Annotated in this window: 17 protein-coding genes; 15 read left to right on the top strand and 2 right to left on the bottom strand. The window is 42.0% G+C overall.

The annotated features are described in order from the left end of the window. Window positions 1-2 precede the first annotated feature (2 nt). Both mntR and MHI41_RS11305 read left to right on the top strand, forming a co-directional pair. Complete coding sequence (gene mntR, locus MHI41_RS11310) at window positions 3-437, top strand: transcriptional regulator MntR (RefSeq protein ID WP_003215946.1); 435 nt, start codon at window positions 3-5, stop codon at window positions 435-437. 102 nt (window positions 438-539) lie between these two features. Beyond that, window positions 540-1,415, top strand: coding sequence for a patatin-like phospholipase family protein (locus MHI41_RS11305; RefSeq protein WP_017357971.1), 876 nt, complete (start codon window positions 540-542; stop codon window positions 1,413-1,415). Here the strand turns inward: MHI41_RS11305 and MHI41_RS11300 are convergent. Further along, window positions 1,412-1,807: an SA1362 family protein gene (locus MHI41_RS11300; RefSeq protein WP_008342206.1), complete on the bottom strand. Its 396-nt coding sequence runs from the start codon at window positions 1,805-1,807 to the stop codon at window positions 1,412-1,414. The two genes, MHI41_RS11305 and MHI41_RS11300, sit on opposite strands and share 4 nt — an antisense overlap. A 38-nt stretch (window positions 1,808-1,845) precedes the next feature. After that, a complete protein-coding gene (locus MHI41_RS11295; protein WP_007501199.1) occupies window positions 1,846-2,802 on the bottom strand; it encodes a DUF1385 domain-containing protein in 957 nt (318 codons plus the stop codon). A 221-nt stretch (window positions 2,803-3,023) separates the two neighbouring features. Here MHI41_RS11295 and MHI41_RS11290 point away from each other — a divergent pair, with 221 nt between their 5' ends. The 13 genes from MHI41_RS11290 to MHI41_RS11230 all read left to right on the top strand — a co-directional run bounded on the left by MHI41_RS11290 (window position 3,024) and on the right by MHI41_RS11230 (window position 11,694). After that, window positions 3,024-3,551, top strand: a complete 528-nt coding sequence (locus MHI41_RS11290) for a YqhR family membrane protein (RefSeq protein WP_017367582.1) — start codon at window positions 3,024-3,026, stop codon at window positions 3,549-3,551. 109 nt (window positions 3,552-3,660) lie between these two features. After that, complete coding sequence (gene aroQ, locus MHI41_RS11285; protein ID WP_007501195.1) at window positions 3,661-4,104, top strand: type II 3-dehydroquinate dehydratase; 444 nt, start codon at window positions 3,661-3,663, stop codon at window positions 4,102-4,104. Further along, window positions 4,101-5,162 (top strand): Xaa-Pro peptidase family protein, encoded by a 1,062-nt coding sequence (locus tag MHI41_RS11280; RefSeq protein WP_007501193.1) that lies wholly within the window; start codon window positions 4,101-4,103, stop codon window positions 5,160-5,162. Before aroQ ends, MHI41_RS11280 begins: the two co-directional genes overlap by 4 nt. 25 nt (window positions 5,163-5,187) lie before the next feature. Continuing rightward, entirely contained in the window at window positions 5,188-5,745 is a 558-nt protein-coding gene (gene efp, locus MHI41_RS11275) for an elongation factor P (RefSeq protein ID WP_007501192.1), read from the top strand. Between the two features lie 376 nt (window positions 5,746-6,121). Continuing rightward, the gene (locus MHI41_RS11270) at window positions 6,122-6,403 is read left to right on the top strand and encodes a YqhV family protein (RefSeq protein ID WP_017367580.1); all 282 of its coding nucleotides are present in this window, start codon (window positions 6,122-6,124) and stop codon (window positions 6,401-6,403) included. 66 nt (window positions 6,404-6,469) lie between these two features. Beyond that, window positions 6,470-7,393 carry a stage III sporulation protein AA gene (gene spoIIIAA / locus MHI41_RS11265; RefSeq protein WP_057079320.1) on the top strand — a complete coding sequence of 308 codons (924 nt, stop codon included), beginning with the start codon at window positions 6,470-6,472 and terminating at the stop codon, window positions 7,391-7,393. Beyond that, window positions 7,387-7,902, top strand: a complete 516-nt coding sequence (gene spoIIIAB, locus MHI41_RS11260) for a stage III sporulation protein SpoIIIAB (RefSeq protein ID WP_007501189.1) — start codon at window positions 7,387-7,389, stop codon at window positions 7,900-7,902. Before spoIIIAA ends, spoIIIAB begins: the two co-directional genes overlap by 7 nt. Window positions 7,903-7,921: 19 nt before the next feature. Next, window positions 7,922-8,128, top strand: coding sequence for a stage III sporulation protein AC (gene spoIIIAC, locus MHI41_RS11255; protein WP_003153142.1), 207 nt, complete (start codon window positions 7,922-7,924; stop codon window positions 8,126-8,128). After that, window positions 8,125-8,538 (top strand): stage III sporulation protein AD, encoded by a 414-nt coding sequence (gene spoIIIAD, locus MHI41_RS11250; RefSeq protein WP_087978339.1) that lies wholly within the window; start codon window positions 8,125-8,127, stop codon window positions 8,536-8,538. Before spoIIIAC ends, spoIIIAD begins: the two co-directional genes overlap by 4 nt. 64 nt (window positions 8,539-8,602) lie before the next feature. Continuing rightward, window positions 8,603-9,751, top strand: coding sequence for a stage III sporulation protein AE (spoIIIAE, locus tag MHI41_RS11245; protein WP_230677075.1), 1,149 nt, complete (start codon window positions 8,603-8,605; stop codon window positions 9,749-9,751). Window positions 9,752-9,765: 14 nt separating this feature from the next. Further along, entirely contained in the window at window positions 9,766-10,398 is a 633-nt protein-coding gene (gene spoIIIAF / locus MHI41_RS11240; protein ID WP_007501185.1) for a stage III sporulation protein AF, read from the top strand. After that, window positions 10,391-11,062 (top strand): stage III sporulation protein AG, encoded by a 672-nt coding sequence (gene spoIIIAG, locus MHI41_RS11235; RefSeq protein ID WP_025207609.1) that lies wholly within the window; start codon window positions 10,391-10,393, stop codon window positions 11,060-11,062. Before spoIIIAF ends, spoIIIAG begins: the two co-directional genes overlap by 8 nt. After that, window positions 11,062-11,694, top strand: coding sequence for a SpoIIIAH-like family protein (locus MHI41_RS11230; protein ID WP_024718861.1), 633 nt, complete (start codon window positions 11,062-11,064; stop codon window positions 11,692-11,694). Before spoIIIAG ends, MHI41_RS11230 begins: the two co-directional genes overlap by 1 nt. Window positions 11,695-11,888: the final 194 nt, after the last annotated feature.

The following is an 11,888-nucleotide window of genomic DNA, read 5'->3' as shown; positions in this document are numbered from 1 at the left end:
TTATGACTACACCTAGTATGGAAGATTATATTGAACAAATTTATATGCTGATAGAAGAAAAAGGATATGCAAGAGTATCTGATATTGCAGAAGCCCTCGCTGTCCATCCCTCCTCTGTAACAAAAATGGTTCAGAAGCTAGATAAAGATGAATACCTCATTTATGAGAAATATCGTGGTCTAATTTTAACCCCGAAAGGCAAAAAAATTGGAAAACGTCTCGTATACAGACATGAACTGCTAGAGCAATTTTTAAGAATCATTGGTGTAGATGAAGAGAAAATTTATGATGATGTAGAAGGTATTGAGCATCATCTCAGCTGGAACAGCATTGACCGTATTGGCGACCTCGTCCAATTCTTTGAAGAAAACGATGAGCGATCTGTTCAGCTGAAAGCGATTCAAAAGAAAAATGAACAAACAAATCAAGAATCTTAAGAAAAAGGACACCTGGCGATGGGTGTCCTTTTTGAATATAGTTCTAATGAAAGGCAATTGCTCCTACACTATTAATAGTGTGACAGAAAAGGGGGCTCCTTGATGAAGATAGATGGTGTGTTCTCAGGTGGAGGCATTAAGGGTGCAGCACTTGCAGGCGCCTATGAAGCGCTTGAAGCAAGAGGATTTCAATTTGTCCGTCTCGCTGGAACAAGTGCGGGAGCGATCATTGCTTCACTCATCGCAGCGGGTTTTACGAGTCAGGAGATTCGGGAGCTGTTAGACGAAATGGATGAGCATCAATTGCTTGACCGAAGGTGTCAATTCATCCCGTTTAAAATGCTCAGGTGGGTGTCTATTTATTGGCGTCTTGGTCTTTACAAAGGTGACCGTCTAGAAAAATGGCTGACAGACGTGTTAAAACGAAAAGGCGTCACCGTATTTGGGGATCTGAAAAAAGATACGCTCAAAATCGTCGCTTCTGATTTAACAAATGGCAAAATCCTCGTCCTTCCAGATGACCTTCCTTCCTATGGGTTAAATCCAGAACGGTTTTCTGTTGCCAGGGCCATTCGGATGAGCTGCAGTCTGCCGTATTTTTTCGAACCTGTCAAACTGAGGTCTTCAAAGGGAATTTGTACCATAGTGGATGGCGGCGTGCTCAGCAACTTTCCCATTTGGCTATTTGCAGAAGAGAAAAAAAGACCGTTTGTCGGTGTCACATTAACCCCAAACGAAAAAGAACGCCCTCAACATTCCATCCGCAATGCGTTTGAACTGTTTGGCGCTCTATTTGAAACGATGCGTGGTGCTCATGACGAAAGACATATTGCCACAAAACACGAACGTCATATTATTTTTATTCCTGTAGAACACGTCATTGCCACTGATTTTCATCTCATGACAGAAAAGAAAAGGGCGCTCGTCGATCTAGGCAGACAGAAGGCCGAGCAATTTTTAAAGAGCTGGACATTTTAAAATAAGGCGCGATTTTTCTTTTTGTTTTTCTTGCCTTCAATCACTGTCAAATGTGTTTGGCTTTTCTTTTTGAGAAGGACGGGCTTCGACTTGTGGTCAGTCGGCACGCTTCGCAAATGAGTGACCCGGTTTTTCATCTGGCTTTTCGTTTTTGGTTTAGGCTGCTGGTAGCGACGTTTTGATTGTTTGACTGCTTTACGATAAAGATTTCCTTCTGTTCCAGTTCTTCGATTCATCAGCCATCTAAATAGGAAGAACATAACCGCTCCAATGATCACAACTGATAGCAGCATTGTAAAGAGTCTGCTTGGATTCGTTGTGAGTAAATACACAAATCCCAAAACACCTAAAGCGAAAATAATGGTAAAAGCAGGATGTACTCGGCGATTCATAACTGTCCACCTCCGAAAGAATTTACCGGATTTATAAACTAGATCACTTGATGAGCAGAATCTGATGCTTGTTTCGCAGATGCTTCCTCTAAACGAAGAAGTTCATTAAAACTTGCAATGGCTACCTCGACTTGATCATCAGAGGGTTCTTTTGTTGTGAGCAATTGCAGCCAAAGGCCAGGATAGCCAAGCACTTTAAGCACTGGCACGTCACGGAGTTTGTTTGTGAGCTGAAGCACTTCAAATGAAATGCCCAAAACAACCGGAATAAGCGCCAGACGATTCAGAACTCTCACCCATAAAGGATCTGTCGGTACGAGTAAATAGACGAACATGCCGACAATGACAGTGAATAAAATAAAGCTGCTTCCGCATCGATAATGCAGGCGAGATTGGCTTTGGACATTTTCCACTGTGATGTCAAGATTCTGTTCATAGCAGTTTATGACTTTATGTTCTGCCCCATGATATTGAAATACCCTTTTAATTAAAGGGGTCATGGAAATAAAGTAAATATAGCCTAATAACAGGATCAATTTAAAGAATGTTTCCACTGCAATTTGTGCGAAGTTTCCAGAAAACACCGGACGCACAAGTTCGGCTAAAAAGACAGGCACTAAAGTAAAGACAAATTTACTAAAAAGAAGAGAGAGAACTCCGATCACAGCAATGCCGAAGATCATTGATAATTTCGAGCTTTTTTGTTCTTTTTCAAGAGAATGATCTTCAGAAGGATCTAAGTCATAGCGCTCGCTGGAGAAGTTTAAGTGCTTACTGCCGTTTGCGCTTGCTTCAACAAGTGCAGCAACACCCCTGACAAAAGGGATTTTCTTAAGAAAGGCGGTTCGTTTATTGGAGGTCCGGGGAAGCTTTAAAAACTCAATGGATTGATCCTTACGCCGGATCGCTGTCACATAGTTCTTTTTACCTCCGAACATGACACCTTCCACAACTGCCTGCCCTCCATATGCTGGAGGTTTTGTTTGATTGGACATATTTCATCAACCTGCCTGTTTCCTGTAATTTACATGCATTTCCTTATACCTTTATTGTACAGGAAAAGAGGGGAAATCACTAGCTCACAGGTCGATTATCTACTAGAATTCTATCTACCTCTTTTTAGCCAGTATACCCTGTTATAAAAATTTTACACTCTCGCACGGAAATCCTTTTTTTTCATGACATTTTGGACATACTACTTGCTGGAGGTGTTCATATGAAACGTGATGAAAAGAAAAACCAAGAAGAAAAAAATCAATCAGTACAAACGTCTTCAATGGTGGCAAGGGCAGCAGCCACAGGTTTTGTCGGCGGAGTTTTTTGGGGCTTTATCGGATTTCTGACCCATATGTTTCATTTTTCAGAGGTGAGTCCAAATATGCTGTTGCAGCCATTTGTGCTTGGTGAATGGAAAAAAGGCGGACTTGGTACATTTATGAGTATTGTTCTTTTAGGGATTTTATCTATTGGGGCAGCCTTTATTTATTATGGACTGCTCAAACGGATCAAAGGTTTTTGGATGGGACTGATTTATGGAGGGATTTTGTGGCTGCTTGTTTTTTATGTATTTAATCCTATATTCCCCGATGTGAAGCAAGTGCAAGATTTGCAGCAAAGCACCATTGTGACGACATTTTGCCTATATATTTTATATGGCATGTTTGTCGGATACAGTATTTCATTTGAATACAATGAATTAACGAGTCAGAAGCTTGCAAGAGCACTCGGGAAAAAGACAGAATAAAGTGTAAATCCACCTTTCATATGATAAAATTATTTTTGGAAACGAAAGGTTTCTAAGGAAAAAGAAACAGACATCGATATAGAGTGAATTAGGGTGAAGGAGTGGTCATATGCCTCATTTTCTAGTGCTGAATGGGCCCAACTTAAATAGGCTCGGCAAGAGAGAGCCAGGAGTTTATGGAAGTAAAACATTAACAGATTTAGAAACGGATTTGTTTCAGTTTGCAGAAAGAGCGAATATTCAATTGACGTTCTTTCAATCGAATCACGAGGGAGATTTGGTCGATGCGCTCCATGAAGCAGAAGATCAGTACGATGGCGTCGTGTTTAACCCGGGTGCTTTTACCCACTATAGTTATGCACTGAGAGATGCCATTGCAAGTATTACGTTACCTGTCATCGAAGTACATATCACAAATGTTCATAAGAGAGAGGAATTCCGCCATCATTCGGTTCTTGCTCCAGTATGCCAAGGTCAAATCGTTGGACTTGGTTTAGAAGGATATAAATTGGCGATTCGTTATTTAGTCAGTGAAGGGGGAGCAGTATCATGAAACTTGAAAAACTAAGAAAACTTTTAGCCGAATTAGACATAGATGGTTTAGTGATTACGAGCAGCTTTAATTTACATTATATGACGAGTTTTACTGGATCAGCGGGTCTTGCCATCGTTTCAAAGGATCGAGCCGCCTTTATTACGGATTTTCGTTACACAGAGCAAGCCAAGGATCAAGTAAAGGGCTATGACATCATTGAACATAAAGGAAACATTGTGGAAACTGCTGTCCAAACGGCAAACGAATTTGGGGTGAAACGTCTTGGTTTTGAACAAAACCATATGACATTTGCCACCTACCAGCAGTACTCGGGGAAAGCAAGCGGTATCGAGCTTGTTCCAGTCTCGGAATCAGTTGAAAAGTTGCGCTTGATTAAGTCTAATGAAGAGATTAAGATATTAGAGGAAGCTGCGAAGATTGCAGATCATGCCTTTGATCATATTCTCACGTACATCAAGCCGGGCCTGACAGAAATTGCGGTCATGAACGAGCTTGAATTTTTCATGAGAAAAGAAGGGGCAGAAGGATCTTCATTCGATATGATTGTTGCCTCTGGCGTTCGTTCAAGCCTGCCACACGGGAGAGCGAGCGAAAAGGTGATTGAATCTGGTGACTTGGTGACACTGGATTTCGGTGCCTATTATAAAGGCTATTGTTCAGACATGACAAGAACCATTGCTGTAGGAACACCAAGCGACAAATTAAAGGAAATTTATCATATCGTATTAGAAGCAGAAAACGCTGGTGTGGATAAAATCAAGCCAGGCTTAACAGGAAAAGAAGCTGATCGCATCACACGAGACATCATTGAAAAGTATGGCTACGGTCAATACTTCGGGCATTCGACTGGACATGGGCTTGGTATGGAAGTACATGAAGCACCTGGCCTTTCCTCACGCTCAGATGTCGTGTTAGAAGAGGGAATGGTTGTGACAGTTGAACCAGGCATTTACTTGCCGGATGTCGGCGGCGTGAGAATTGAGGATGATATTGTCCTGACAGCTGACGGCAATAAACGATTGACCCACTCACCGAAAGAACTTATCATATTATGATGGTGAAATGTAGGAGGATGACAAAATGATTTCAGTAAACGATTTTCGTACAGGCCTGACAATTGAAGTGGACGGCGGTATTTGGCGTGTAGTGGATTTCCAACACGTAAAACCAGGAAAAGGCGCAGCGTTTGTCCGTTCGAAACTGCGTAACCTGCGTACAGGTGCGATTCAAGAAAAAACATTCCGTGCAGGTGAAAAAGTAGCGAAAGCTCAAATTGAAACAAAAACAATGCAATATTTATATGCAAATGGCGATCAGCATGTATTCATGGATACAAGTTCATACGAACAGCTTGAACTAAGCGAAGCGCAAATCAAAGATGAGTTGAAATATTTGCTTGAAAATATGTCGGTTCAAATCGTCATGTACGGTGATGAAACACTTGGAGTGGAACTTCCAAACACTGTAGAACTAGAAGTAGTAGAAACAGAGCCTGGTATTAAAGGTGATACGACATCAGGTGGATCAAAACCTGCAAAAACAGAAACTGGTTTAATCGTGAACGTTCCTTTCTTTGTGAACCAAGGTGATAAACTAGTGATCAATACATCTGACGGTTCATACGTTTCAAGAGCGTAATGAACGGAGAGAGACTGTAAACCTCGTGTTTACAGTCTCAGCGTGTAGGCAAACCCTCGCATTCTTTGTCAGTCCTGCGCGCTGGTGCTCACGAATGTCAAATTCGCTCCGCGCCAGTGCTCGTTCTTCCTAGACTCCAAAGGTTTTCTATCACGCTGAAAAGAAGACAAAGGGCTAAAATCAAGTTCATTTTAGCCCTTTGTCAACTATCTGAGACTGTAAACCTCGTGTTTACAGTCTTTTTTTATTTGGAAAAATAGGACGCCTCGTTATGACACCCCTTACTCTATTCTCTCATCCATCTCTCTTCCTTTTGAAAAACAAGACTACTTCTAGCTAGTGAAGCATATAGTGTAAAAAAAGCTGGAGGTTCTATATGAAACAATTTCTCCCGGGCATACACCCATCAGTCGCTGCCATGGCAGGGATGAGGTTTTTATCTGCCGCGATTGAACTGACGGCCGCCATCCTCATTTTAGTGACAAATGATGTGCGTAAAGCGGTTGTCATCAATAGTATATTAGCGATCATCGGGCCGCTCATTTTTATTATCACGATGACGATTGGAATCTATCAAATTGCAGGGCAGTTATCCTATGCGAAGCTTGTGTTTATTTTCATTGGTGTCGTATTTATTCTTGTTGGAATTTATAAGTGAAATGGCTTGGCATAATTAACGGCATGCATCATACATTTTAGAGAAGAAAAAAAGGAGGGGAATTCGTTGCGGAGTTTGTTGGATATTCTCCCGCACTCAATTGGACAAGAACTCAGCGTGTTAAAAGAAGCAGAGTGGGCGCAAATAGAAGAAATCCGCATTCGCACCGATCGCCCGATTGAGCTGATGCAAGGTGGAAAACCACGCTTTCTTTCCTATCATACAACAGGTGAAGATGCGGCTCAGCTATTAGGCAGGCTCAGTAATTACAGCATGTACACACTTGAGGAAGAGTTAAAACAGGGCTATATCACCATATCTGGCGGACATCGGGTTGGGCTTGCTGGAAAGGTCATCGTCGAAAATGGATTCGTCAAAGGCTTAAGAGATATTTCTTCATTTAATATTCGCATCGCAAAAGAGAAGATCGGAATTGCTTTGCCGTTTCTCCCTTATTTATATGAAAAACATTGGTGTAACACACTGATTATAGGTCCGCCGCAAACCGGGAAAACGACATTGCTGCGTGATCTAGCACGTCTTGTCAGTACAGGAACAACAGCCATTTCTCCTAGAAAAACAGGGATTGTAGATGAACGATCTGAAATCGCAGGTTGTATAAGAGGAGTGCCGCAGCATTCTTTTGGGCACCGGATTGATGTACTTGATGCGTGCCCAAAGGCTGAAGGATTAATGATGATGATCAGATCCATGAGCCCGGAAGTCATCATTGTCGATGAAATCGGAAAAAGTGAAGATGTACAGGCACTGTTAGAAGCAATCCATGCTGGAGTCACCATTATCGTCTCAGCTCATGGGTATTCACTTGAAGACTTATCTAAACGGCCATCATTTGAACCGTTATGGCAGCTTCGTGTGTTTGAGCGATATGTGGAATTAAATAGAGAAAAAGGGCCTGGCACGATCGGACGGATATTTGACCAAGATGGACAAGAGCTGAAGCGGAGGCGGGGAGTGGACGTATGTTAAAGCTTATTGGTGCTATTTTCATTGTTGCGGCTACGACATGGGGAGGATTCGAGTTTGCGAAGCGGTACAGTGATCGGCCAAAGCAAATCCGCCAGCTCCGATTTGCACTCCAATCTCTTGAAGCTGAAATTATGTATGGTCAAACTCCTTTAGCTAGAGCCGCTGACCAAATTGCGTCCCAAGTAGGACCGCCTGTGAATCGGCTATTTGAACAATTTGCAGAAAAACTCAACGTCGGAACTTTTTCTGCGAGGCATGCATGGAATGAAAGTCTAGAGGATGTATGGAAAAAAACCGTATTAAAAAAAGGCGAATATGAGGCGCTGAAGCACTTTGGAGAAACCCTTGGTCAGCATGATGTGACGGCTCAACAAAAATATATCAAGCTAGCTTTAGGCCATTTGGAATCAGAGGAGAAAGAAGCTGAAGTCGCCCAAGCAAAAAATGAAAAAATGGTGAGAAGTCTTGGTTTTCTAAGTGGGTTACTACTGATTCTGTTATTGATGTGAGAGGAAGGGAGTCGAGAGCATGGGCGTTGATGTAAACGTCATATTCCAAATTGCGGGAGTGGGTATCGTCGTGGCTTTTCTCCATACGATTTTAGATCAAATGGGGAAAAAAGAGTACGCACAGTGGGTGACACTGCTTGGATTTATCTACATTTTATTTATGGTTGCTACCATTGTGGATGATTTGTTTAAGAAGATTAAAGCCGTATTTCTATTTCAAGGATAGGGGAGGGCTTACAAATCGAAATCATTCAAATTGTTGGACTTGGTTTAATCGCTACTTTTCTAGCATTAATCGTCAAAGAACAAAAGCCAACCTTCGCCTTTATGCTTGTTGTGTTTACTGGGTGTGTCATTTTCCTTTATTTAATCGATCAAATCTATGCCATTATCTCCATGATTGAAAAAATTGCAGCAAGTGCAGGCGTCAATATGAAATACGTTGAAACCATTTTGAAAATCATTGGCATTGCCTATATTGCAGAATTTGGTGCCCAGCTCACAAAGGATGCTGGACAAGGCGCCATCGCTTCAAAAATAGAGCTTGGCGGCAAGATTCTTATTTTGGTCATGGCGGTACCGATTTTAACGGTCATCATTGAGACGATCCTAGGTATGATCCCGTCTATGACTTGATGGAAAAGAGGTGATGATGATGAAACGGGTGACAGCTGTGCTGGGGTTTATGATGTTCTTTTGGATGATCGTTCCGTATGCAGGTGCAGAAGAAAGTGTGCCTTTATCAAGTGAAGAACCGGTCGCAGAAGAAGTTGCGGGTGGACAGGCTGATGCCTTAGAGCTTCATTCTATCAGTGACTTTTGGGAAACGATATTGGACGAGTATGGCGGCTTTCTGCCTGAAAGCCAAAAAGGTACAGTGAAGGAAATGATCGATGGCGATAAAGAGCTATCTCCCCAAACGTGGCTGAAGGCTTTTGTTCATTATCTGTTTCATGAGCTGATTGCCAATGGAAAGCTCTTAGGCACACTTATATTACTCACCATCTTTTGTTCGCTTTTGCAGCTTTTACAAAATGCGTTTGAGCAAAGCACTGTTAGTAAAGTTGCATACGCTCTTGTTTATATGGTGCTTATCATTATTGCATTAAACAGTTTTCATGTTGCGATCTCTTATGCAACAGAAGCCATTCAAACGATGACTAGTTTTATTCTTGCTCTTATTCCTCTTTTATTAGCACTTATTGCCTCATCAGGCGGGCTTGTCTCAGCCGGATTCTTTCATCCTGTGATTTTGTTTTTAATGAACACGAGCGGTGTTTTTATTCAATATGTCGTTCTTCCGCTCATCTTTTTATCAGCGATCTTGAGCATCGTCAGTACATTGACCGAACAATACAAAGTGACCCAGCTTGCCCAGCTGTTAAGAAATGTAGCTATTGGGGGGCTTGCTGTTTTTTTAACCGTATTCCTCGGCGTCATTTCTGTACAGGGGGCATCTGCTGCTATCACTGATGGCATCGCTCTTCGCACAGCCAAATTTATTACCGGAAATTTCATCCCTGTCCTTGGCAGAATGTTTACTGATGCGACAGATACCGTCATCAGCGCTTCTGTGCTGCTGAAAAATACGGTTGGTCTTGTAGGCGTCGCCATTTTGATTTCAATTGCGGCTTTCCCAGCGATTAAAGTGCTGTCGCTCGCTCTGATTTATAAATTGGCCGCTGCGATTCTTCAGCCTTTAGGGGGCGGGCCGATTATAAGCTGCCTTGATGTCATTTCAAAAAGTGTTCTTTATATATTTGCTGCATTAGCTGTTGTATCGCTTATGTTCTTTTTAAGCATTACCGTTATCATCACAGCTGGCAACCTCACCATGATGATGAAGTAAGGAGGGGACACCATTTGAGTTTTCTCACAGAATGGATCACAAGTATTATCCTATTTATTTTATTTGCGATTGTGATTGATCTTTTGCTTCCCAATTCAAGCATGCAGAAGTATGCAAAAATGGTCGTCAGCTTACTGTTAATTGTGGTGATGCTCAATCCGATCTTTGCGTTATTCCGGGCAGATCCTGACCAAATTTTCTCAGAAATCATGAAAGGGAAGGACCAAGCGCAATCAGAAGAAATAAAAAATCAGATGAATTTAGAAAAAAAAGAAATACAAGCTTCACAGCGTGCATATATTTTAAAGCAAATGGCTGTCCAACTAGAAAAAAGCGCAAAGGAGCCACTGGAGAAGGAGAGCTATGAAATGAAACACGTAGAAGTGTTGGCAGATGAGGAGCACCTTGATCAGAATATGGAGGCAGATCAATTTCGCATCAAAGCAGTCCTTGTCCCGCTCACAGGTGATGCTGTAGAAACGGTGGCAAAGGTCGACATTGATCTCTCCAGGCAAAAGGAGGAAAGCGCCGGGGCGTCAGCAAAAGAGATGGCGAGGGTGAAAGAGACGCTTGCAGATGTATGGAATACACGGCCTGAACACATTGCGCTGAACATTGAGGGAGGTGACGCAGCAGATCATGAATAACAAAGACTGGAGACAAAAACTGAAATCAATGTTCCAAGCACCTGAAAAAGGTGAAGGGAAACCAAAATTAACGAAGCACCATTACTTACTGCTTGTCTTCATCATCGGCGTGTCATTCATGTTAGTCAGTCAGATTCTGTCACCGCCATCAAGCAAACAAGAGGCTGCTGTTCCTGCGTCTAAAAAAACATCCTCAGAAGAGCAGGCGGTGTTCAAACCATCCTCTTCAGGTAAGTCAAACAACTCGATAGAGGATGTTGAACAAGAATACGAAAATCAGCTGAAAGAGATTTTAGAAACGATCATTGGTGTTGAGGATGTTTCCATTGTGGTAAATGTAGACGCAACTTCTTTAAAAGTGTTTGAAAAAAACAAATCCAATAAAAGCACTACGACCGAGGAAACAGACAAAGAAGGCGGCGTGCGAAGTGTCACGGATCAAACAAAAGAAGAAGAGATTGTCATTATTAAAAATGGAAATGAAGAAACACCTGTTGTTGTCCAAACGAAAAAGCCAGCCATTCGAGGTGTCCTCGTTGTTGCTCAAGGAGTAGACAACGTTCAAATAAAGAAAACCATCATTGAAGCGGTTACACGAGTGCTTGATGTACCGAGCCATAGAGTGGCTGTTGCCCCTAAAAAAATCAAGGAGGATTCGGAATGATGTTAAAAAAACAAACGGTTTGGCTATTAACGATGCTAAGTTTAGTTGTCGTATTAAGTGTGTACTATATCATGTCTCCACAAGGTGAGAATGCTGTGACAGTAGAAGATACAAAATCAAAAGGAATGGAAGAGAAAAAGGCTGAGCCAGAAAAAGGGACTGACAAAGGAACCGAAAAGAACGCAGAAGAGAAATCAACTGACAAAGAAACCAATGCGAAACAAGAAGATGTTGAAACAAGTGGAGAAGAAGGAAAGGCTGTTTCAGAGCAGACCGACGATGAACTTTTCACAACCTACAGACTTGAACTGGAAGATAAGCGCAGCAAGCAGCGTGAAGAGTATAACGAAATCGTGTCTAGCGATGATGCAACAGCGCAAGAGAAAAGTGAAGCTTATGATCAAATGACAGCGCTTAGTGAGGCAGAAGGAACAGAGCGTCAGCTGGAGACATTAATCAAAACAAAAGGATATAAAGATGCGCTCGTCAGCGCAGAAGGAGATAAAGTGAACATCACGGTTCGTTCTGATAAAAAATCAAAGTCCCAAGCAGCAGATATTATTGATTTGGTCACAAAAGAAATGAGAGGGCTTGATAACGTAGCCGTCACTTTTGAGCCATCGAATCAATAAAAAATGCACAAGCGCCCTTTTCTGAAAAGGGCGTTTTTTCATGCGGGTTGACGCCCTTTTTCAGGTGCTTGTGCGAGGAGTGTCATCACATTAATAGTTGAATTCAACGAAATCCTCCTGTAAGATGGTTATAGTATGTACTTTTAGTACTAGCCTATAAAAAAAGATAAATCCATACATAGGGGTGCAAATCC

This window comes from Bacillus sp. FSL M7-0307, from assembly GCF_038627835.1.
Classification (GTDB): Bacteria; Bacillota; Bacilli; order Bacillales; family Bacillaceae; genus Bacillus; species Bacillus altitudinis.
The sequence above is the reverse complement of the archived record's forward strand: the minus strand, read 5'-3'. Positions and strand labels throughout refer to the sequence as shown.

Coding starts and splice junctions, on each gene's coding strand:
- mntR (WP_003215946.1), top strand. CDS start 3: ATGACTACACCTAGTATGGAAGATTATATTGAACAAATTTATATGCTG.
- MHI41_RS11305 (WP_017357971.1), top strand. CDS start 540: ATGAAGATAGATGGTGTGTTCTCAGGTGGAGGCATTAAGGGTGCAGCA.
- MHI41_RS11300 (WP_008342206.1), bottom strand. CDS start 1,807: ATGAATCGCCGAGTACATCCTGCTTTTACCATTATTTTCGCTTTAGGT.
- MHI41_RS11295 (WP_007501199.1), bottom strand. CDS start 2,802: ATGTCCAATCAAACAAAACCTCCAGCATATGGAGGGCAGGCAGTTGTG.
- MHI41_RS11290 (WP_017367582.1), top strand. CDS start 3,024: ATGAAACGTGATGAAAAGAAAAACCAAGAAGAAAAAAATCAATCAGTA.
- aroQ (WP_007501195.1), top strand. CDS start 3,661: ATGCCTCATTTTCTAGTGCTGAATGGGCCCAACTTAAATAGGCTCGGC.
- MHI41_RS11280 (WP_007501193.1), top strand. CDS start 4,101: ATGAAACTTGAAAAACTAAGAAAACTTTTAGCCGAATTAGACATAGAT.
- efp (WP_007501192.1), top strand. CDS start 5,188: ATGATTTCAGTAAACGATTTTCGTACAGGCCTGACAATTGAAGTGGAC.
- MHI41_RS11270 (WP_017367580.1), top strand. CDS start 6,122: ATGAAACAATTTCTCCCGGGCATACACCCATCAGTCGCTGCCATGGCA.
- spoIIIAB (WP_007501189.1), top strand. CDS start 7,387: ATGTTAAAGCTTATTGGTGCTATTTTCATTGTTGCGGCTACGACATGG.
- spoIIIAC (WP_003153142.1), top strand. CDS start 7,922: ATGGGCGTTGATGTAAACGTCATATTCCAAATTGCGGGAGTGGGTATC.
- spoIIIAE (WP_230677075.1), top strand. CDS start 8,603: ATGATCGTTCCGTATGCAGGTGCAGAAGAAAGTGTGCCTTTATCAAGT.
- spoIIIAG (WP_025207609.1), top strand. CDS start 10,391: ATGAATAACAAAGACTGGAGACAAAAACTGAAATCAATGTTCCAAGCA.
- MHI41_RS11230 (WP_024718861.1), top strand. CDS start 11,062: ATGTTAAAAAAACAAACGGTTTGGCTATTAACGATGCTAAGTTTAGTT.